The sequence below is a fragment of the Bradyrhizobium sp. USDA 4506 genome (assembly GCF_054058795.1).
Genome location: NZ_JBSSBM010000002.1, coordinates 4,744,401 through 4,766,163, shown reverse-complemented (window position 1 = coordinate 4,766,163; position 21,763 = coordinate 4,744,401). Strand labels below are relative to the sequence as shown.

The window sequence follows — 21,763 nt, the reverse complement described above, 5'->3', positions numbered from 1 at the left end:
ACACGGAGTTGCACATGCAGGATATTTGGCGTCTGTCGGCGGCCGAGCTCGCCAGCCTCATCAGATCGAAGAAGGTGTCGGCGAAGGAGGCAGCGGAGGCCGGGCTCGCCCGGCTCGACGCGGTCAACCCGAAGCTCAACGCGGTGGTCGATCACCGGCCGGACGACGTGCTGGCGCAGGCGGCCAAGATCGATGCGGCCATCGCGCGCGGCGAGGCGGTCGGGCCGCTCGCCGGCGTACCCGTTACCATCAAGGTCAATGTCGACCAGGAGGGCTACGCCACCACCAACGGGCTGAAGGCGCAGCGCGATGTCATCGCCAAGGTCGACAACCCGGTGGTCGCCAATCTGCGCAAGGCCGGCGCGGTGCTGCTCGGCCGCACCAATTGTCCGGCGGTCTCCTACCGCTGGTTCACCACAAACCTCATTCACGGCGACACCAAGAACCCGCGCGATCCCGGCATCACCCCGGGCGGCTCGTCCGGCGGCGCGGGCTCCGCGGTCGCGGCCGGCATCGGCCACATCGCGCACGGCACCGATATCGCCGGCTCGGTGCGCTATCCGGCCTATGCCTGCGGCGTGCACGGCCTGCGGCCAAGCATGGGCCGCATCCCGGCCTTCAATTCGGCTTTGCCGGAGCGGCCGATCGGCCCGCAGATCAGCGCGGTGTCGGGCCCGCTGGCGCGCACCGTCAACGATCTGCGCATTTCGCTCGCGGCGATGTCGGCGCCGGACTATCGCGATCCCTGGTATGCGCCGGTGCCGCTTGAGGGTCCGCCGCGCGAGAAGCGCGTTGCGATGTGCCTCAATCCGGATGGTCTCGATCCGGTGCCGGAAGTGATCGCCGCGGTGGCCGACGCCGGCAAGCGCTTGCAGAAGGCCGGCTGGATCGTCGAGGAAGTTGCAAACACGCCGTCCTTGCGCGAGGCGGCCGAAATCCAGACCCGGCTCTGGCTCGGCGACGGCTATGAGGCCCAGCTCGCCTTCGCCGAGCGCGAGGGCGATCCCGGCGCACTGGCCTGCCTGCGCGGCGTCCGCGCCCGGGTGCATCCGTTCGACCTGTCGCAGGCACTGACCCGCCGCGCGACCCTGACGCGCGAATGGTTCGCCTTCTTCGAGAAATATCCGGTGCTGCTGATGCCGGTGTCCGGCGAGCTACCGTTCCCCGACCATCTCGACCGCAAGGACGAGGCGTCGTTCGCGCGGGTGTGGCACGCGCAGCTGCCGCAGATCGCGATCCCGTTCATGGGGCTTCCCGGGCTCGTCGTCTCCACCGGTCTCGTCGGACGGATTCCGGTCGGCGTGCAACTGGTGGCCGGACGCTACCGCGAGGATCTCTGCCTTGCCGCTGGTGAAGCGCTCGAGGCCGGTGGCACGCCGTCGTCTCCGATCGATCCGGTCAGTTGAGATGGCGACCGTTTACGATTTCACCGCCAAGTCGCTCGCCGGCGACGACGTGCCGCTGCAGCGGTTCGAGGGCCAGGTGCTGCTGATCGTGAACACGGCGAGCGCCTGCGGGTTCACGCCGCAATACAAGGGCCTGCAGGAGCTGCACGCCGGCCTCTCGGCGCGCGGCTTTGCCGTGCTCGGCTTCCCCTGCAACCAGTTCGGCGCGCAGGAGCCGGGCGATGCGAAGCAGATCGCCGCGTTCTGCGAGACCAACTACGCCGTGACGTTTCCGATGTTCGCCAAGATCGACGTCAATGGCTCAGGTGCGCATCCATTGTACGAACACCTGAAACGTGAGAAGTCGGGCCTGCTCGGGCCCGCGATCAAATGGAACTTCACCAAGTTCCTGGTCGATCGCGCCGGCAAGGTCGTGGCGCGGCATGCGCCGACCGCCCGGCCCGAAGGATTGAGGAAGGATATCGAGGCGCTGCTATGAGCGACGACAACGACACCAACGACCAATTCCCCGACCGCCTCTCGGTCGATCCGAACAGCCCGTACTACAATGCGGATATTCTCGCCCGCGATGTCGGCATCCGATTCAAGGGTGTCGAGAAGACCAATGTCGAGGAGTACTGCATCAGCGAAGGCTGGGTCCGCGTCACCGCGGGTAACGCCAAGGACCGTTACGGCAATCCGCTGACCATCAAGGTGCACGGGCCGGTCGAGCCGTATTTCCGGGACAAGACGTAGCAACCGTCATTCCGGGATGGTCCGAAGGACCAGACCCGGAATCTCGAGATTCCGGGTTCGATGCTTCGCATCGCCCCGGAATGACGTGCCTAACAAATTGCGAAAGCAGCGCCATGTCCGTCCGCATCGTCGACGTCCGCGAAATCACAAAACCGATCTCCTCGCCGATCCGCAACGCCTATATCGACTTCACGAAGATGACCTCGAGCCTGGTGGCCGTGGTCACCGACGTGGTGCGCGACGGCAAGCGGGTGGTCGGTTACGGCTTCAATTCCAACGGCCGTTACGGGCAGGGCGGTCTGATCCGCGAGCGCTTTGCGCCGCGCCTCAAGGAAGCCGATCCGAAATCGCTGCTCGATGCCGATGGCGGCAATCTCGATCCGGACAAGGTCTGGTCGACGCTGATGTCGAACGAGAAGCCGGGCGGCCATGGCGAGCGCTCGGTCGCGGTCGGCACCATCGACATGGCGGTGTGGGACGCGGTGGCGAAGATCGCGGGCAAGCCGCTGTTCCGGCTGCTCGCCGAGCGCCACGGGCTATCAGCCAATCCGCGCGTCTTCGTCTACGCAGCCGGCGGCTACTACTATCCTGGCAAGGACCTCGGCGCGCTGCGCAAGGAGATGCGTGGCTATCTCGACCGCGGCTACAACGTCGTGAAGATGAAGATCGGCGGCGCGTCGCTTGGCGAGGACCGCGAGCGCATCGAGGCGGTGCTGAAGGAGATTGGCAGCGCGGCGCAGCTTGCGGTCGACGCCAACGGCCGCTTCGATCTGGAAACCGCGATCGCCTACGCCAAGATGTTGCGTGAGTATCCGCTGTTCTGGTACGAGGAGGCCGGCGACCCGCTCGACTACGCGCTGCAAGCCGCGCTGGCCGAGTTCTATCCCGGCTCGATGGCGACCGGCGAGAACCTGTTCAGCCACCAGGATGCGCGGAACCTGATCCGCTACGGCGGCATGCGGCCGGACCGCGACTGGCTGCAATTCGATTGCGCGCTGTCCTACGGGCTCTGCGAGTATCAGCGCACGCTCGAGGTGCTGAAGACCCACGGCTGGTCGCCGAGCCGCTGCATTCCGCATGGCGGCCACCAGATGTCGCTCAACATCGCGGCCGGCCTCGGCCTCGGCGGCAATGAGAGCTACCCCGACCTGTTCCAGCCCTATGGCGGGTTCCCGGATGGCGTGCGCGTCGAGGGTGGCCACATCGTGATGCCCGACCTTCCGGGCATCGGCTTCGAGGGCAAATCCGATCTCTACAAGGAGATGAAGGCGCTGGCGGACTAAGTCCGGCCCGCGAGTGCCGATCCGCTGGGCGCGGGGTGGGCATGAGCTTGCTCGCAAAATAATGTGAGCAATGCTCAAGAAATTATTGAACGTTGCTCATTTCCGGATATACTCATGAGAACAGGGCGTCTTTGTCCCGGATGATCGGGAGCAGGCGCAAAAACCGGCCGTGAGGATAGCCGTATGCCATATTCAGCCAAGGATCTCCGGGACGCCGCCAATGCCGGAGTGATCAGCCCCGCCGATCTGGAACGGTTGCTCGCTTTCCTGGCGAGCAGCGCCGGGCAGGGGCCGGCGGGCGATGCAAGTCCCGCCGCCAAATTCGATGCCGCGCATGTGCTCTGGTACGCCGGCGCGCTCATCGTGATCGGTGCCATGGGCCTGTTCTCGACCCTGGCCTTCACCCAGATGGGCGGCCGCGCGCTCACGGCATGCGCGATCGCCTATGCGGTCGGGTTCAGCGTGGCGGGTCACCACCTCTGGCACGACAAGAATCTGCGGGTTCCCGGCGGCCTGCTGATCGCGATCGCGGTCTCGATGGCGCCGCTCGCGGTCTACGGCATCCAGGACGAGCTTGGCTGGTGGGGCAAGTTCGGCAAGCCGGGAACCGTGCAGGACTTCTACGTCTGGGTGAAGGGCAGCTGGATCTTCATGGAGATCGCGACCGTCGCCGCCGGCGTCGTGGCGCTGCGCTACTACCGCTTCGCCTTCATCGTCGCGATCATCTCGGTCGCGCTGTGGTTCATGTCGATGGACCTGGCGCCGTGGTTGAGCGGCGTGGCTCACGCCGATTTCGAGATGCGCCGCAGGGTGTCGATCTGGTTCGGGCTTGCCGTGCTCGCGGTCGCGTGGATCGTGGACTATCGCAGCCGCAACGGCGACTTTGCGTTCTGGCTGCATCTGTTCGGCCTGATGGCGTTCTGGGGCGGAATTAGCGCGTCCGAAGGCTCAACCGAATTGAGCAAGGCGGTGTACTGCCTGCTCAATGTCGGCCTGATCGTGATCGCCGTGATTTTGATGCGGCGCGCCTATGCGGTGTTCGGCGCGTTCGGAATCTGCCTCTATCTCGGCCATCTCGCCGACGTCGTCTTCAAGGACTCGCTGTGGTTTCCGTTCTCGCTGTCGCTGATCGGCATTGCCGTGATCGCCGCAGGCCTGCTCTACCATCGCAACGAGCGTGCGATCACCGGCTGGATCGATGCGCATCTGCCGGCGGGGTTGCGGCCGCGGTCCGCAACCGCGTGACCGCGACGTCCTGATCGTTTTAGAACCGCTACAATCTGGAATCGCTACAAGAAGTGCGGCGCGCAAGCGCCGCTCTTCGTTTCCAGGCGCAAATCCGGAAGCCAACAGAAACCATTCGCATCCTTGACTTTTCCAACCCTGCGCTCGCCGCGAGGTGTATCCGCGTCCATTCGTCGCGATTTTATTCCGTCGTCACGCAAAAATTTTCTCGCGCCCGTCGTCTGGACGCACAGCGCCTCACCTCTCTAGAGGACGGCGCATCGCCTTCAGCGAAGGCGAGAGTTGCTTGGGGACGACGTCATGACATCAAGAACACAAGCCCATCGTCGCACTGTCTTGCTTGCGCTGCTCACGGCGAGCTATCTCGCGCTGAGCGTTCCGCTCGCAACATCTGCCGCACAGGCGCAATCGGCGCCGTCGCAGGCCGGCGCCTCGTCGCTGCCGCCGGTGACCGTCACCCCGCCGGCCACGCAACGCCGCCGCAGCGCGCCGTCGACATCGCGTAACACCGCCGCAGCACGAGGCCGCCGCACCCAGACGGCACGGCGGATCGCGCCCGCGGCGGCGGCAAAACCGTTCGCGGAATCGCAGGACGCCCGCACCGGCACATCGGGCTATTTCACCAACAGCACGTCGGTTGCGACCAGGACCAACACCGCCATCGTCAACATCCCGCAATCGCTCAACGTGATCACGCGGGAGCAGATCCGTGACCAGAACTATCAGGGCCTCACCGACGTCACCCGCTATGTCCCCGGCGTTGCCGTGCACCAGGGCGAGGGCAATCGCGACGAGCTCGTGATCCGCGGCGTCGATTCCAGCGCCAACTTCTTCGTCAACGGCTTTCGTGACGACGTGCAGTATTTCCGCGACATGTACAACGCCCAGAGCATCGAGGTGCTGAAGGGGCCGAGCGCACTAACCTTCGGCCGCGGCGCCGGCGGCGGCCTGCTCAACCGCACCCTCAAGGAGGCCGACGGCAACCGCGTCTACGAGGCGACGGCGCAGACCGGCTCGTGGGGCGATCGCCGCGTCAGCCTCGATGCCGGACAGGCGATCAACGACAACGTCGCAGCAAGGCTCAACGTGTTCTACGAGGGTGCCGACGCCTTCCGCGATTTCAATCATCTGGAGCGCTACGGCATCAATCCGACGGTGACGCTGAAGCCCGACGACAACACCAAAATCAAACTGAGCTACGAGTACTTTCACGACGAGCGCACCGCCGATCGCGGCAATCCCTCGCAGGGTCTGCCGGGCGGCGCGACCCGCTTCAACCCGACCACGCCGTTCGCGCCGAACGGCGACTTCTCGACCTTCTTCGGCAGCCCAAGCCTGAACACTGCGCAGGCGACGGTGCAGACCGGCATGGCCATCATCGAGCACGATTTCGAGAACGGGCTGACGGTGCGCAACGGCACCATCGCCGCCGACTACCAGAAATTCTATCAGAACGTCTATCCGACCGGCGGCCCGCTCGCCGGCGCGGTCAATCCCGCCGACACCGCGGTCAACCTCGGCGCCTATCAGCACACGACGAACCGCGACAATGTCTTCAACCAGACCGATTTCACCTACAAGACCTGGACCGGGCCGCTGTTCCACACGGTCGGCTTCGGCACCGAGTTCGGCCGGCAGACCGGCGTCGATATCCGTAACACCGGCGTGTTCCCGAACGGAACCAACACCATCGTGCAGAACCCGTTCGCGCCGACCTATTTCGGCCCGGTGACGTTTCTTCACCACCTCACCGGCACCAATAGCGACGGCGTCACCACGCCCGATTCGAACAGCCGCTACGCGCTGAACATCCAGTCCGGCTATCTCAGGGACACCATCGAGATTTCGCGCGCCGTGCAGATCATCGCCGGCGCGCGGTTCGATCGCTACGACATGTCGGCCACCGACATGAACACCAACATCAATCGCAATCGCGTCGACAATCTGGTGTCGCCGCAGGGCGCCCTGATCATCAAGCCGATCGATTCGATGTCGGTCTATACCGCCTACAGCGTCTCGTTCCTGCCGGCCTCGGGCGACCAGTTCAGCGCGCTGAACGACGGCACCCTGATCCTGCAGCCGCAGCGCTTCGAGAATGTCGAGCTCGGCATGAAGTGGAACATCAATCCGAAGCTGCTGTTCTCGACCGCGGTCTACAATCTGAACCGCACCAACCAGCCGATCGCCGACGGCAACAATCCCGGCTTCTTCTTTCCCTCCGGCAGCACGCTCACGCGAGGCGTCGAGGCGAGCCTGACCGGCTATGTCACCGAGCAGTGGCAGTCGTCGCTGGCCTATGCCTACACCGACGCGAAGATCACCGGCGCGACCTCGGCGACCGTCGTACCCGGCAACCGCGTCCAGCTGGTGCCGTACAATCAGTTTGCCTGGTGGAACAAGTATCAGTTCACGCCGATGTGGGCGGCCGCGCTCGGCGTGATCTATTTCGGCGATTCCTTCGCCTCGTCCGACGACACGGTGCGGCTGCCGGGCTTCGTGCGCTTCGATGCGGCGATCTATGCCAAGATCGACGAGACCTGGAGCGCCCAGCTCAACGTCGAGAACATTTTTGACAAGGGCTATTGGGCGTCGGCCGACGGCAACAACAATATCTCGCCGGGACAGGGGCGGACGGTGCGGCTGATGGCGCGGGCGAGGTTCTAGGCGGCGGCCATGATGAATGCTGGGACGTCATTGCTGTCGCCCCGTCATCCTGAGGAGCCGCAAAGCGGCGTCTCGAAGGATCGACGGCCACCGGCCGGGCCGTGCATCCTTCGAGGCTCGCTCCGCTCGCACCTCCAGCGACAATGGCGAAGCCATTGCGCGGGGATGACGGTGTTGGAATGCGAGCGCTCCCAGTCGTCGTTGCAATGACGTGGATAGAGCGGCGTCCTACCCCAACCGCATGTCCAGCAGCCGCCGGCCTTCGCCCTTCAACAGCTTCTTCACCGCGCTCGAGGCGATCACCTCGCCATTGTTGGCGTAGGCTTCGTGGTTCTTCTCGATGTCGTCGAGGCGGTAGAGGTAGTTGACCATGATGCCGGCGGATTCGCGCAGGCCCTTGGGTGAGAGGTCGCCGAGCCAGTTGATCCGCTCCAAGCGTGCGCCGTTGCCGAGATGGAAGCGCGCGACCGAATCGATCAGTCGTCCCTTCGGCGTGCGCGCCTTCAGGAAATAGTAGGCGGCAAGCGGCTCCAGCACGGCGCGCAGCTGGGTGGCGAGCTCGGCGTTCTCGAACCAGTCGGGCTTGCCGAGGCTTTCCAGCAGCTGGCGGTCCTCCTCTGTGAGCGGCACGTCGTCGGCCTGCTTGACCCACTGCATGAAGCCCGGCACCGGCGACAGAGTCACGAAGTTGTCGAGCTTCGGCAATTCGCGGCGCAGCTCCTCGACCACCTGCTTGATCAGGAAGCTGCCGAAGGAGATGCCGCCAAGGCCGCGCTGGGTGTTGGAGATTGAATAGAACACTGCGGTGCGGGCGCGCTCGACCGGCACCGGCTCGCGCTCTTCGGCCAGCAGCGGCGCGATTGCGCCCGAGATGGCTTCCGTGAGCGCGACCTCGACGAAGATCAGCGGCTCGTCGGCCAGCGCCGGATGGAAGAAGGCGTAACAGCGGCGATCGATCGGATCGATGCGGCGGCGCAGATCGTCCCAATCGCGGATCTCGTGCACCGCCTCATAACGGATGATCTTCTCCAGAATATTGGCCGGAGACGACCAGTCTATCCTGCGCAGCACGAGGAATCCCCTGTTGAACCAGGACGAGAGCAGATGCACCACGTCGCGATCGAGCGCGGCAAGGTCCTTGTTGCCCTTCATCAATGAAAGCAGATCCGAGCGGATCGACACCAGCTCGCCAGTGCCGCCCGGCGCGCGATTGAGCCGGCGGATCAATTCCTGGCGGCGCGGCTCGGAGGCGAAATGCAGGTCGCTGGCGTCGTCGCCATTGGCTTTGGCGCGCCAGCTTTCGATCGCCTGCGCCAGCTTGGCGTGATCGGGGCCGAAATCGCGGGCCAGCGTCTGGAAGAACGACAGCCGTCCGGCGGCATCGAGGTGGTGGTAGCGGTCGAGTACTTCGCGCGCCATCGCGGTGCCGGAGGCTTCGCCGCGGCCGGACAGCAGTGCTTCGCACAATTCCAGCAGTTCGGACGCATCCTGCTTGTCGTTGGCCGGGCTGGCGCGGCCGAGCAGGACGCGGCCGCGTTCGGAAATCGTCGAGAGCAGATCGGAGAAGAAGGCATTGGCCATGAGCAGGTCGTATCCAGCAGGTCGTATCCAATGAAGCCGGACCTTACACGGGATTTAAGGTCGGGAGCACAGCAATCAAGCGCATGGATCGTACGGAAATATGTCGCAGCGCGACAGCGGTATAATTCGTCGTCGCTGCGCCCGGTGACAAACCCGGTTCACGTTTTCTCGCACGTTTTCTCCGCGAACGCGGTCGGTGTCTTGCCGGTAACCTGGCGGAACGCGTGGGAAAATGCCGGTACGCTGGCATAGCCGAGGTCGGAGGCGACCTGCTTGACCGAAACATTCGCGCTGCTCGACAGGCGCTCGATCGCGGCCGCGATGCGGGCGCGCTGGCACCAGCTCTTGAACGAGAGCTGCGTTTCCGCCGAGAACAGCCGCGACAGCGTCCGCGCCGAGGTGCCGACGGTGCGCGCCAGCGCATCGATGTCGTGGTCCTGCGTCGGATCGGCCAGCACGAGGTCGGCGGCGCGGCGGCAGCGCGGCTCCTGCGGCAACGGGATGAAGGTCGCGGAGTCCTCGGCCTGGTGCAGCTCCAGCATCACGAGGCGGATCAACAGATCGGTGCGCTCGCGTCCGCATGAGGCGTCGAACAGCGCGAGGATCGCCTGGTGCACCAGCGGCGACACCCGCACCACGAATTCGTGGTCGAGGCTGTCACTGCGCTTTTCGCGCGCGAGCCAGGCCTGGTCGAAATACAGCGTGCGCATCTCGATGTCGGCAAGCACGTCGATCGCGTGCGGGAGCAGGGCAGGGACCCACACCGCGCGGTCCGGCGGCACCAGCCAGCGCCCCTTCGGCGTCGTCACCTGCATGGTGCCGCTGGCGGCATAGACCAGCTGTGCCTCGCGGTGCATGTGCGGGTCGAGCCGGACGCCCTTGCGGTAGGTGCGCGCCACCAGATGCACGCCGTCCCCGGTGACGCGCCGGTCCTGGTGGAGGGCTCTTATTGGCGGCTCAGCGATAGTCATTGGCGACATCCCGTCAGGACAAGCACCTATAACCTATTTTCGAGCAATTGAAGAATCGCGTGAGAGACGTGCCGATGAACAGTCCTAGCAACAGTCCAAGCCGGGTGATCACCTTCGTCAACGCCGCCCATTTCATCGATCACTACGCGATGCTGATCTTCGCCGCCGCCGTCATTATCATGGGCCCGGCGCTCGGCATGGCCTATTCGGAACTGCTGCCCTATGCGACCCCGGGCTTCATCGCCTTCGGCGCCGGCTCGCTGATCACCGGCTGGCTCGGCGACCGCTGGAGCCGCCGCCACATGATGGTGATCTTCTTTGTCGGCATCGGCCTGTCGATGATCTCGGTCGGCTTCGTGCAGACGCCGCTGCAGCTCGGCGCCGCGCTGCTGGCGATCGGCGTCTTCGCCTCGATCTATCATCCGGTCGGCACCGCGATGATCGTGTCCTATGCCGAGAAGCTCGGCGCCCAGATGGGGATCAACGGCGTCTGGGGCAATCTCGGCGTTGCCTCGTCGGCGCTGGTCACCGGCGTGATCGGCCAGTATCTCGGCTGGCGCTGGGCCTTCATCGTGCCCGGCACGGTCACCGTGCTGATCGGCATCGCCTTTGCGATGACGGTGGTGCATGAGGACCGCAAGGGCTCCAGGCAGGCCGCAGCGCAGGTGCGGGTCGCCAAGGAGGACATGTGGCGGGTGGTGCTGTCGCTGCTGATCGTGGTGATCGCGATCTCCACCACCTTCAACGCGGTGACGGTGGCGCTGCCGAAGCTGTTCGCCGAACGGCTCGCCGACCTGACCAAGAGCCCGGCGCTGCTCGGCGTGATCGCGGCCGGGGTCTATGTGTTCGGCGCGATGACGCAGTACACCATCGGCAAGCTGCTCGACAGATATTCGCTGAAGACGGTGGCGCTGCCGCTGTCGTTCCTGCTGGCGCCGTTCCTTTATCTGGCGGCGAGCCTAAACAACCTGCCGCTGATCGTGGTCTCGATCGGCATCGTGATGGGCGCGTTCGGGCAGGTCACGGTGAACGATGCCATGGTCGGCAAGTACACCACCGAGGAATGGCGCTCGCGCGCCTATGCGGTGCGCTATTTCGTCGGCTTCACCGCGGCCGGCGCGTCCGTCGGCCTGGTGGCATGGCTGTACGACCAGGGTGGCTTCTCGATGATGCTGCGCGCGTTCGCGGCGCTCTGCCTGCTGGCGATCGCCGCCGCGATCATCCTGCCGCGCGAGATCCGCACCCCGGCCGCGCAGGCGGGCTGACGCAGGCGTTTTGCCGCCCGTTTGCCGTTGCGACGAGGCGTGCCCGCCCGACCGGCGGGCCTCGGCCGACGGCGGACAACCGTGACATGGTCACGCTTCGCGAACTTTGTCCCGACCCGCAGGTGTGGTAGGTTGAAACGGGCCTCGGGGACGAAGGCGCCGGTTGCGCCTTGAACACGTCTTTGCGGAGCAGCCGGAGCGCTATGGGAGAAATTCGCGACTTCAAGTCAGGCCGGTCACAGGCCGACAATACCCAGCCTCCCGGCGATTCAATGCCGCGGCGCCTCGCGGCGATCGTAGCGGGCGATATCGCCGGCTACAGCCGGTTGATGCAGCTCGATGAGGAAGGCACGCATACGCGCGTCAAGCGGACCCTGCGCGATCTGATCGAGCCCACCATTGCCGAGCACCACGGCAAGCTGGTCAAGACCACCGGCGACGGCTTTATCGCGATGTTCGACAGTCCGGTCGAGGCCGTCCGCTGCAGCATCGTCATCCAGCAGAACATGATCGGCCGCAACGCGGCGATCGCGAGAGATCACTGGATCGAGTACCGGATCGGCGTCAACCTCGGCGACGTCATCATCGAGCCCGACGATATCTATGGCGACGGCGTCAACGTGGCCTCGCGCCTGGAAGGGATCGCAGCGCCGGGTGATGTCTTTATTTCCGGCGGCATCTACGAGCAGATCAAGCACAAGATGGTCTGCGGATACGAATCGCTCGGCGACCGCAAGGTCAAGAACATCACCGATCCGGTCCGGGTTTATCGTGTGCTGCCGGACGCCGCTGCGTACCAACGGACGCGCAGGCGCCGCGAGTCCGTCCTGCTCACGCTGCTCGGACTGGCGGTCGCGATCATCGCCGGAGGCGTGCTGTGGTATCTGCTGGCGCAACCGCGCGGCAAGCCGGCCGATGTGGCACAGGCGCCTCCGGCACCGGCGGCATCGCCTGCCGTCCAGCCGCCGGCACCAAGCCCGGCTCCGACCCAAACCGCAAGTCCGACCCCGGCGGCACCGACACAGCAAGCGTCGCCTCAACCCGCGCCCTCGGCGAGCCCTACCCCGGAGCTGCCGGAGCCCGAACTGGTCTCACTTCAAGCCGGCAGCTTCTCGATGGGAAGCAATGACGATCCGTCGGAGCGGCCGATCCGCCGGGTGACGGTCAAGCCCTTTGCCATGGGCAAGTATCCGGTCACGGTCCGCGAATGGAACGCCTGCGCAACGGCCAAGGCCTGTGGCTTCACGGCCAGCGGCAAGGACGACGTTCCGGTCACCAATGTGAGCTGGAGCGACGCGAAGCAATATGTGACCTGGCTCGCCGAGCGCACCAAGAAGCCCTACCGGCTTCCGAGCGAAGCCGAGTGGGAATACGCGGCGCGCGGCGGAACGCAATCGAAGTACTGGTGGGGCGACCAGGTGCAATCGGGCCACGCCGGATGCAAGGATTGCGGCGGCGACAGTTCGGCCGAGCAGCCGGTCAAGGTCGGCAGCTACAAGCCGAATCCGTTCGGCCTCTACGACATGGGCGGCGGGGTCGATCAATGGGTCGAGGATTGCTGGCACAGGAATTACCAGGGCGCGCCGACCGACGGTGCGGTCTGGTCCGGCGGCGACTGCGCCTCCCATGTCATCCGCTCCGGCTCGTGGAAGAATGACGCACGCTATGTGCGTCCGGCCAATCGCGATAATTACGACACCAATGTCCGTTATCCGACCCACGGTCTCCGGGTTGCGCTGTCTCCCTGAGCGATCATCCCTGATCGCCAGGCTTCATGGAGGGGCTATGAAAAGTTTGGGCTTGATCATGCTCGCTGCGGCACTGACGCTGTTCGCGGCCCCGGCCGACGCGCAGAACAAGCCGGCCGGCAAGGACACCAAGCTGTATTTCATCTGGCCACGCGACGGCGCTAAGCTGAAAAGCCCGTTCTGGTGCCGCTTTGGGCTGCGCAACATGGGCGTCACCCATGCCGGCGACGACTACCCGAACAGCGGCCATCACCACCTTCTGATCGACGTGAATGAGCCGTTGAATGCGAATGAGCCGATTCCGTCGGACAAGTCTCATCTGCACTTCGGTGCGGGCCAGACCGAGACGCAGCTCGATCTGGCTCCCGGCAAGCACACCCTGCAGTTGGTGCTGGGCGACGCCAAGCACTATCCATTCAGCCCGCCGGTCGTCTCCGAAAAAATCACCATCCGCGTGAGATAGGCCGATACGGATAGCTCCCTTGCGAGAACCGGCGCTTGCACAAGGCCGCGCCGTGCGGTTTGTTGCGCGCCTGCCGGACAGCAAGATTCGGTGTGGAGGACGTCCGATGTCGTCTCGACTGCTGCGTCTGGCTGGCTTCGTTCTGGGAGTGATTGTCATGGCCACATCAGCGGATGCCGACGCCTTGAAGGATCAGATCGCGCCGACCGGAAAGCTCCGGGTCGCGATCGCGATCAGCCCGGCCGGCGGCGCGTTCTGGTCGACCAAGACCGAGAACGGCTATGCGGGCGTTCCCGTCGACCTCGGCCGCGAGATGGCGGCGCAACTCGGCGTCCCCGTCGAATATGTCGTGCACCAGAATTCCGGCCAGATCACCGACGCGGCGGCTAAGAACACCTGGGACATCACCTTCCTGCCCAAGGATCCCGAGCGCGAGACCAAGATGACGTTCGGGCCGATCTACGAGGTTGCCGACGCCACCTATATCGTCAAACCCGGCTCGACGATCACGAATTTCGCCACGCTCGACCAGGACGGCGTCAAGGTCGCCGCCGTCAATGCCACCACCACGATGCGCGGCGCGATCGCCCATCTCAAGCACGCCAAGGTCACGGGCTATCAGACCTATGACGAGATCTTCAATCTGCTGAAGAGCGGCGAGATCGACGCCTTCGCATTGTCGCGCGATCAGCTCAATGCGATGGCGAAGAAGATCCCGGGCACGCGCGTGCTGGACGAGACCTTCAAGCAGACCGTCACCGCGGTCGCGGTACCGCTCAACCATCCGCTCGCCGCGGCCTTCGCCACCAGGTTCATGACGGAGGCGATCGCCAACGGCACGCTCCGCAAGGCCTACGACAACAACGGGCTGAAGGGCGCGCCGGTCCGCACCGAGGTGAAGTGACGTAGCGGTGCGTATCGACCCTTTCCCCGTCACCCCAGCGACAAAGGCGAAGCCTTTGCGCGGGGATGACGGTGATGGAGGGGCGCGCATCCTCTGGGCGACATCTGGGCATGCTGCATAATTCCGCGCCATCGCGCCATGCGGTTCCTGCGCCACCAGCCTAACTCATTGTATTAACGGGGATTTAAAGCCAAGCGCCAGCGTCGCCGCTTGGCACATCCATTGCTTTTGATTGCACCAGTCAATGACGACTGCCGTTCTCCGGATTGCCGAGGCCAGTGCTGGCCGAGGCGAGGGGATCAAGGTGCCCGGCCCGGGCGTCTCGAGCAATCGTTGCAGCCCCATCTCCCCGGACGGACGAGCATTTCAACCAACCCGCGTCGCTTCCGGCAGGCAACCGGCGCGGCCGAATTGCGCAAGGGGATTTTACGAATGGCCTATCTCGCTCCGTCCGAATTCGTCACCAAGATGGTGGATGCCGGCGAATCCAAGATCTTCATGTCGACCCGCGACACCGTGATCCGCGCCTATATGGCCGGCGCGATCCTCGCGCTGGCAGCCTGGTTTGCCGTGACGATCAACGTCAATACGGGTCAGCCGCTTGTCGGAGCATTGCTGTTTCCGGTCGGCTTCGTCATGCTCTATCTGCTGGGCTTCGATCTATTGACCGGCGTGTTCGTGCTCTCGCCGCTGGCGCTGCTCGACAAGCGCCCCGGCGTTACGCTCGGCGGCGTGCTGCGCAACTGGGCTCTCGTGTTCATCGGCAATTTCGGAGGCGCGCTCACGCTGGCGTTCATGATGGCCTTTGTCACGACATTCGGCTTCACGCAGGAGCCCGACAAGGTCGGCATGACCATCGGCAACATCGGCGAGGGCCGGACGCTGGGCTACGCGGCGCATGGCGCGGCCGGCATGGCCACGCTGTTCATCCGCGGCATGCTCTGCAACTGGATGGTTTCGACCGGCGTCGTCGGGGCGATGATCTCCACCACGGTGCCCGGCAAGGTGATCGCGATGTGGATGCCGATCCTGGTGTTCTTCTACATGGTGTTCGAGCATTCGGTGGTGAACATGTTCCTGTTCCCGTCGGGACTGATGCTGCATGCGAAGTTCTCGATCATGGACTACCTGATCTGGAACGAGATCCCGACCGTGCTGGGCAACCTCGCCGGCGGCCTCGCCTTCACCGGGCTCACGCTCTACACCACGCATGTGAAGACGGCGCCGAAGCGCCAGCGCCTCGCGGCTTGATCCTCGACGACTTATGGGGCTCTCCTGTCGCGGAGGGCCCCATTGACTTTGGGACGGTCGATGCCGCGCGCGCTGACAATATCGGTCGGGCAATTCTCTGATCAGGGCCGCAAGGACGCCAATCAGGACTTCCACGGCGCCTTGATCCCCGAGGAGCCGCTGCTTGGCCTGAAGGGCATCGCGGTGGTGCTTGCCGACGGCATCTCCTCGAGCAGCGTCGGCCGCATCGCCGCCGAGTCCGCGGTCAAGAGCTTCCTGACCGACTACTACTGCACCTCGGAATCCTGGTCGGTGAAGACCTCGGTGCAGCGGGTGCTGGAGGCGACCAATTCCTGGCTGCACGCGCAGACCAGGCGCAGCCAGAATCCCTACGACAAGGACAAGGGTTACGTCTGCACGCTGAGCGCCCTGGTCGTCCGGTCGACCACCGCGCACCTGTTCCACGTCGGCGACTCCAGGATCTACCGCGTCGCCGGCAACAGCCTCGAGCAACTGACCAACGACCACCGCGTCGTGATCTCCTCGCAGCAGAGCTATCTCGGCCGCGCGCTCGGCGTGAACCCGCAGCTCGAGATCGACTACCAGGCTTTCCCGCTGGAGCGCGGCGACATCTTCCTGCTGGTGACCGACGGGATCTACGAGCATGTCCCAGCGCGGCAGCTGGCGAAGACGATCAAGGACGGCGCCGCCGATCTCGATGTTGCCGCGAAATCGATCGTCGAGCAGGCCTATGAGAACGGCAGCCCGGACAATCTCACCGTGCAGATCGTCCGGATCGACGAATTGCCCGACGGCGATGCCGGCGAGGTGTTCGGCCAGCCGACCGAACTGCCGCTGCCGCCGCTGCTCGACGCACGGATGCTGTTCGACGGCTATCGCATCGTGCGCGAGCTCCACGCATCGCACCGCAGCCACATCTATCTCGCGGTCGATGAGGACAGCGCCACCACGGTCACGATCAAGATCCCCTCGATCGACCTGCGCGACGATCCCTCCTATCTGAAGCGCTTTGTGATGGAGGAGTGGGTCGCTCGGCGGATCGACAGCCCGCATGTGCTGAAGCCGTTTCTGCCGCAGCGCAAGCGCAACTTCCTCTACGTCACGATGGAATATATCGACGGTCAGACCCTGACGCAGTGGATCACGGACAATCCCGCACCGGCGCTGGAGACGGTGCGCGACATCACCGAGCAAATTGCAAAAGGGCTGCGCGCCTTCCACCGCAAGGAGATGCTGCATCAGGACGTCAGGCCCGACAACATCATGATCGACAGGACCGGCACGGTGAAGATCATCGATTTCGGCTCGACGCGGATCGCTGGTGTCGCCGAGGCAGTGCCGGCGGGCGTCGAGGACATCCTGGGCACCCAGCAATACACCGCGCCGGAATATTTCCTCGGCGAGGGCGGCACCGCGCGCTCCGACCTGTTCTCGCTCGGCGTCGTCACTTACCAGATGCTGACGGGACGCTTGCCCTACGGCGCGCAGATCGCGCGGGCACGGACGCGATCCGACTTCAACCGGCTGGTCTACCGACCGGCCGCGCATGGCGGCCGTGATGTCCCGACCTGGGTCGACGGCGCGCTGGAGCGCGCCGTGCATGCCAATCCGCTCAAGCGCTACGAGAGCTTTTCGGAATTCTTGTTCGACCTGCGCAATCCCAACGCAAAATATCTGACGACGTCATCGACCCCGCTGATCGAGCGCAACCCGGTGCTGTTCTGGAAGTCGACCACCCTCCTGCTGGCGCTGGTCGTGGTGCTGCTGCTCGCCTACGGCGCGCATCATTGGCGGTAGTGTATCTAGTCGCCATCTAGTCCCGTCACCCTGAGGAGCCCGCACTTGCGGGCGTCTCGAAGGGTCGACGGCCACCAGCCGGGCCGTGCATCCTTCGAGACGCCCGCAAGTGCAGGCTCCTCAGAGCCTGACTGAAAAATGGGTGAGTGATCTCAGTGGGGTGTGATTCCATCGGATTTGCAAAGATTCGAGGGAGAGCACGATGCCCTGGACCAAGATCACTCGGGAGCAATATCGGCGGGACGATCTGCGTTATGCAAGCGATATGACCGATGCGGAGTGGGCGCTGATCAGACGCCTGTTGCCGCGAGCGAACCGGCGCGGCCGGCCGCGTAAGACGGAGCTGCGTCGTGTGATCGAAGCGATCCTCTATATCGTTTCGACCGGCTGCCAGTGGCGGGCGTTGCCGCAGGAGTTCCCGCCCTATTCGACGGTGCAGGGCTATTTTTATAGATGGCGGGATACAGGCCGGTGGCAGAGGATTGTCAGCGTGCTTGTCCGACGGGCGCGAAAAAAGCTTGGACGGACACCGAAGCCGACGGCAGCCGTGATCGACAGTCAAAGTGCGCCGACCACGCAAGCTGGCGGACCGCGCGGCTACGATGCAGGCAAGCGCATCTACGGCCGCAAGCGGCATATCGTGACGGATACCAATGGCCTCCTCCTCGGGGTTCATGTTCATCCGGCCAACGTTCAGGACTGCCATGGCGCCGTACCGCTGCTGAAGAACGTGCGGATGAACTTCCCCCGGCTGCGCCACGTCTTTGCCGACCGGGTCTACCGCGGAAATCAACTCCTCGACGCGCTCTCAGACTGCGGTCCATGGACTGTCGAGATCGTCGAGCGGCCTCAAGGCGTCAAAGGCTTCCAGCTTCTGCCGAGGCGGTGGGTGGTTGAACGCACATTCGCTTGGTTCGGCAGATGCCGCCGCCTCGCCAAGGACTTCGAGGCGACGGTGGCAACCGAAGCTGCCTGGCTGCTGATTGCACACATCAGGCTCCTGACCCGCAGACTCGCGGCTGCAGCTAAGGTTGGGTGATTTATGAGTCAGACTCTCAGGATGACGGGGAGGGAGTAGAACGGGGAGAGAGTCGGACGCCGCTAATGCGTCCCACCCGCCGCAATCGGATCGAGGCCGCTCTTCACCAGCGCGTCGTGCGCATCCGGCGAGGCGAGGAAGCTGATCAGCGCCTTGCCGGCCTCACGCTCCTTTGCAACCGTCGCGATCCCGGCAGAAAACACCGTGATCTTCTGCAACGGCTCCGGCAGTGGGCCGACGATCTCGATGCCGGCGACCGGCTTCAGCTCGGAGATCTGCTGCAGGCCGATCTCGGCCTCGCCCTTGGCGACGATCTCGCCGACCGGGGTCGCCGGGATCATCCGCGCCTTGTCCTTCATCTGATCGGCGATGCCGAGCTTTGCGAACATCTCGGTCGAGACATAGACGCCGCTGGCGCTGTCGGAATAGGCGACAGACTTCGCCGCCAGCAGCGCCTGCTTGACGGTGTCGGCCGAGCCGATGTCCGGTTTTGGCGCGCCGGCCTTCACCGCGATGCCGATCGGCGACTTCACGAGGTCGACGCGGCTGTCGGCCAGCACTTTGCCCTGCTTGATGAGATCGCCGAGCGCATAGCCGACCATGATCAGCACGTCGGCCGGCTCGCCGCGCTCCAGCCGCACCGGAATGGCGTTCGTCGTGGTACCCATCGACGGCCCGAAGGCGGTCACCACCTTGTGCCCGGTCTTGCGTTCGAACTCCGGCACCAGCGCCTTGTAGGCCGCCGTCAGCCCGCCCGAGATCATGACATGGACTTCGGCGGCAGTTACGGCTGAGGTGAAGGCGAGGGCGCCGATCACGGCAAGCGTGAGGGCACGGAAGGCAGTGGGCGCGCGCATGGAGTTTCTCCCTGGACGATTCTTCGGAAGCGGGTCGTCGTGGCCGGGGAGACTACTGCGCGAGGGCAGGCATGGCTAGCGCCACACCGTCATTGCGAGGAGCGCAACGATACAGATGGAGCATTGTCGGGAGGCGAGATTTCGTAGCCCGGATGAAGCGGAGCGAAATCCGGGGGCGGCTTCTCCGCGGAAACACCTTCCCGGATTGCGCTTCGCTTCATCCGGGCTACGGGGAATCTGTCACGAATTCACATGCACGAAGTCGCGCAGCAGCGGGTAGATCTCGTTGTTCCAGCGCTTGCCGGAAAACACGCCGTAATGGCCGACGCCGGCCTGCATGTGATGCACCTTGCGATAGGTGCGGACTCCGGTGCAGAGGTCTTGCGCGGCGAGCGTCTGGCCGATCGAGCAGATGTCGTCCTTCTCGCCTTCCACCGTCATCAACCCCATGCGCCGGATCGCCGCCGGAGTCACCGGGCGGCCGCGATGCATCAGCATGCCCTGCGGCAACAGATGCTCCTGGAACACGTCGCGCACCGTCTCGATGTAAAACTCCGCCGGCAGATCCATGACCGCGAAATACTCGTCGTAGAAGGTCTTGATCACAGCGGCCTTGGCGGTCTCGCCCTTGGCGAGATGATCGGCGAGATCGATGTGCTGCTTGATGTGCCGCTCCAGGTTCATCGACACGAACGCCGTGAGCTGCACGAAGCCGGGATAGACCTGACGCAACGCGCCCTTGCACTGCATCGGCACGTAATTGATCAGATTGTCCTCGAACCATTTGATCGGCTTGCTCTTGGCGAATTCGTTCACCTTGGTCGGCTGGATCCTTGTGTCGATCGGCCCGGCCATCAGGGTGAGCGAGGCCGGCCGCGCCGGGTGATTGTCCTCCGACATGATCGTGGCGGCCGCCAGCGCCGACACCGAAGGCTGGCAGATCGCCACCATATGCGCGCGCGGGCCGAGCTGGCCGAGGAAGTCGATCAGATGGTCGGTGTAATCCTCGAGCCCGAAGCGGCCCTTGCTGCGTGGGATGTCGCGCGGGTTGTGCCAGTCGGTGATGTAGACGTCGTGGTCCTGCAGCAGCGTCTTCACGGTACCGCGCAGCAGGGTGGCAAAATGCCCGGACATCGGCGCCACCAAGAGCAGCCGCGGTTGCTCCGGTCCGTCCACCTTCCTGAAATGCAGCAGCGAGCCGAACGGCGTGGCATAGGCGACCTCCTCGGTCACCTCTAACTCCCTGTTGCCGACCGTCACGCTGCCGATGCCATAAGGGGGCCGCGCGTAGGTCAGGCTGGAGCGCGAGATCAGCTCGAGCGCGGCCGCGAGCCGGCCATACATCCGGTCAGCGGCGCCCTGCGGCACCAGATTGAGGTATTTCAGCGCCGCTGCAGCCCCGGTCCGCCATGGCGCCGTGAGGTCCATGTGGTTCTGATAGGCTTGGTACATCATTGACATCATACGCATCCACCCGTGGCCTGGCTTGCCATGCAATATCGACGCCAGAGGCGGGCCGGCCGCCCGGCAAATTGGCACGTGGCTTGCTGCAAAAGCTGATGGCTCCGGGTGCGCGGCGGCTGAACCGGCGCGCGATATCCGGGAGCTGAGGACGCGTTCAGGCGTGAGGGACCGATATGGCGAAAGCGACACTCACCATCAGCAGCAAGAATTACTCCTCCTGGTCGCTGCGCGGCTGGCTGCTGGCGAAATTCGCCGGGCTCGACTTCGAGGAGGTGGTCACCGCGCCCGACGACCCGTCGGCCCGCGCCGAGCTGCTGCTGCTGTCGTCCTCGATCCTGGTGCCCTGCCTGCGCCACGACGGTGCGACGGTGTGGGATACGCTGGCGATCGGCGAGTATCTCAACGAGATCATGCCGCATGCCGGGCTGTTGCCGGAAGACCGGATTCAGCGCGCGCATTGCCGCTCGATCTCGGGCGAAATCCATTCCGGCTTCACCACGCTGCGCTCTTCGCTGCCGGTCAATCTCAAGGGCCATTTCCCCGGCTTCAAGATCTGGTCGCGAGCGCAGGCCGACATCGATCGCGTCTGCACCATCTGGCGCGATTGCCTAGGCGCGTCGGGCGGGCCGTTCCTGTTCGGCGAGCGCCGCACCATGGCGGACGCGATGTATGCGCCGGTCGTGACCCGCTTCATGACCTATGACGTCAAGCTCGAGCCTGCACTTGCGGTGTATGCCAGCACCATCATGACGATGCCCGAGATGCAGGAATGGATCGAGGCCGCAAAGGCGGAGCCGGCCGACGTCGAGGAGCTCGAGGTCGAATATTAGGCAGCGCCCGTGCCGGCCTGCCTGCATCGGCGGCTCAAGCACGAGGCAAGCCTTGCTCAATGGACGTGCCACCGGCGTCGGGTACCTGCCATGCGCGACGGACGCGCGCGACAGCCACTGAGGCGCAAATTCGCGCCTCGCTCCAAATGCTTCCGCGGCGATATCAGCGCATGGCGAGACGGTTCGCCGCAGCCCAATCCGGCTGGCAAGGATTTCGCATGGCATGACCGAGCTGTGACCGCGACGATGCGACGCTGCCG

General features: G+C 64.6%; 18 protein-coding genes. 14 read left to right on the top strand and 4 right to left on the bottom strand.

Annotated elements, in window-relative coordinates:
- Positions 1-14 precede the first annotated feature (14 nt).
- The 6 genes from ACVIHF_RS24845 to ACVIHF_RS24820 all read left to right on the top strand — a co-directional run bounded on the left by ACVIHF_RS24845 (position 15) and on the right by ACVIHF_RS24820 (position 7,333).
- Entirely contained in the window at positions 15-1,406 is a 1,392-nt protein-coding gene (locus ACVIHF_RS24845) for an amidase family protein (protein ID WP_310882994.1), read from the top strand.
- Position 1,407: 1 nt separating this feature from the next.
- Positions 1,408-1,884 carry a glutathione peroxidase gene (locus tag ACVIHF_RS24840; RefSeq protein WP_168856944.1) on the top strand — a complete coding sequence of 159 codons (477 nt, stop codon included), beginning with the start codon at positions 1,408-1,410 and terminating at the stop codon, positions 1,882-1,884.
- Positions 1,881-2,141, top strand: coding sequence for a DUF3297 family protein (locus tag ACVIHF_RS24835; protein ID WP_253625786.1), 261 nt, complete (start codon positions 1,881-1,883; stop codon positions 2,139-2,141). Before ACVIHF_RS24840 ends, ACVIHF_RS24835 begins: the two co-directional genes overlap by 4 nt.
- 113 nt (positions 2,142-2,254) lie before the next feature.
- Positions 2,255-3,424, top strand: coding sequence for a mandelate racemase/muconate lactonizing enzyme family protein (locus ACVIHF_RS24830; protein WP_456779546.1), 1,170 nt, complete (start codon positions 2,255-2,257; stop codon positions 3,422-3,424).
- 183 nt (positions 3,425-3,607) lie between these two features.
- Positions 3,608-4,669: a hypothetical protein gene (locus ACVIHF_RS24825; RefSeq protein WP_310882996.1), complete on the top strand. Its 1,062-nt coding sequence runs from the start codon at positions 3,608-3,610 to the stop codon at positions 4,667-4,669.
- A 300-nt stretch (positions 4,670-4,969) separates the two neighbouring features.
- Positions 4,970-7,333, top strand: a complete 2,364-nt coding sequence (locus ACVIHF_RS24820; protein ID WP_456792674.1) for a TonB-dependent receptor — start codon at positions 4,970-4,972, stop codon at positions 7,331-7,333.
- Between the two features lie 228 nt (positions 7,334-7,561).
- On the opposite strand, the gene ACVIHF_RS24815 is transcribed toward ACVIHF_RS24820, so the two are convergent.
- Together ACVIHF_RS24815 and ACVIHF_RS24810 are read right to left on the bottom strand one after the other, a co-directional pair.
- Positions 7,562-8,914 (bottom strand): malonyl-CoA decarboxylase, encoded by a 1,353-nt coding sequence (locus ACVIHF_RS24815; RefSeq protein ID WP_310883473.1) that lies wholly within the window; start codon positions 8,912-8,914, stop codon positions 7,562-7,564.
- A gap of 158 nt (positions 8,915-9,072) precedes the next feature.
- Entirely contained in the window at positions 9,073-9,885 is an 813-nt protein-coding gene (locus ACVIHF_RS24810) for an AraC family transcriptional regulator (protein ID WP_310883474.1), read from the bottom strand.
- Between the two features lie 74 nt (positions 9,886-9,959).
- Between ACVIHF_RS24810 and ACVIHF_RS24805 the strand changes: the two genes are divergently transcribed.
- From ACVIHF_RS24805 to ACVIHF_RS24775, 7 genes are all read left to right on the top strand, one after another.
- Positions 9,960-11,150 (top strand): MFS transporter, encoded by a 1,191-nt coding sequence (locus ACVIHF_RS24805; protein WP_253607465.1) that lies wholly within the window; start codon positions 9,960-9,962, stop codon positions 11,148-11,150.
- Between the two features lie 203 nt (positions 11,151-11,353).
- A complete protein-coding gene (locus tag ACVIHF_RS24800; RefSeq protein ID WP_310883475.1) occupies positions 11,354-12,898 on the top strand; it encodes an SUMF1/EgtB/PvdO family nonheme iron enzyme in 1,545 nt (514 codons plus the stop codon).
- 37 nt (positions 12,899-12,935) lie between these two features.
- Positions 12,936-13,361, top strand: a complete 426-nt coding sequence (locus ACVIHF_RS24795) for a DUF4399 domain-containing protein (protein WP_092085737.1) — start codon at positions 12,936-12,938, stop codon at positions 13,359-13,361.
- Between the two features lie 157 nt (positions 13,362-13,518).
- Positions 13,519-14,265, top strand: coding sequence for a transporter substrate-binding domain-containing protein (locus ACVIHF_RS24790; protein WP_310883476.1), 747 nt, complete (start codon positions 13,519-13,521; stop codon positions 14,263-14,265).
- 432 nt (positions 14,266-14,697) lie between these two features.
- Entirely contained in the window at positions 14,698-15,516 is an 819-nt protein-coding gene (locus ACVIHF_RS24785) for a formate/nitrite transporter family protein (protein ID WP_310883477.1), read from the top strand.
- 60 nt (positions 15,517-15,576) lie between these two features.
- Positions 15,577-17,313 carry a protein kinase domain-containing protein gene (locus ACVIHF_RS24780; protein ID WP_456794120.1) on the top strand — a complete coding sequence of 579 codons (1,737 nt, stop codon included), beginning with the start codon at positions 15,577-15,579 and terminating at the stop codon, positions 17,311-17,313.
- Positions 17,314-17,515: 202 nt separating this feature from the next.
- Complete coding sequence (locus tag ACVIHF_RS24775; RefSeq protein WP_253608194.1) at positions 17,516-18,352, top strand: IS5 family transposase; 837 nt, start codon at positions 17,516-17,518, stop codon at positions 18,350-18,352.
- Between the two features lie 62 nt (positions 18,353-18,414).
- On the opposite strand, the gene ACVIHF_RS24770 is transcribed toward ACVIHF_RS24775, so the two are convergent.
- Together ACVIHF_RS24770 and ACVIHF_RS24765 are read right to left on the bottom strand one after the other, a co-directional pair.
- Positions 18,415-19,209, bottom strand: coding sequence for a substrate-binding domain-containing protein (locus tag ACVIHF_RS24770; protein WP_310883488.1), 795 nt, complete (start codon positions 19,207-19,209; stop codon positions 18,415-18,417).
- A 240-nt stretch (positions 19,210-19,449) separates the two neighbouring features.
- Positions 19,450-20,673, bottom strand: a complete 1,224-nt coding sequence (locus ACVIHF_RS24765; RefSeq protein WP_456794119.1) for a polyhydroxyalkanoate depolymerase — start codon at positions 20,671-20,673, stop codon at positions 19,450-19,452.
- A 173-nt stretch (positions 20,674-20,846) separates the two neighbouring features.
- Here ACVIHF_RS24765 and ACVIHF_RS24760 point away from each other — a divergent pair, with 173 nt between their 5' ends.
- Positions 20,847-21,503: a glutathione S-transferase family protein gene (locus ACVIHF_RS24760; RefSeq protein ID WP_168857485.1), complete on the top strand. Its 657-nt coding sequence runs from the start codon at positions 20,847-20,849 to the stop codon at positions 21,501-21,503.
- The last annotated feature ends 260 nt before the right edge of the window (positions 21,504-21,763 follow it).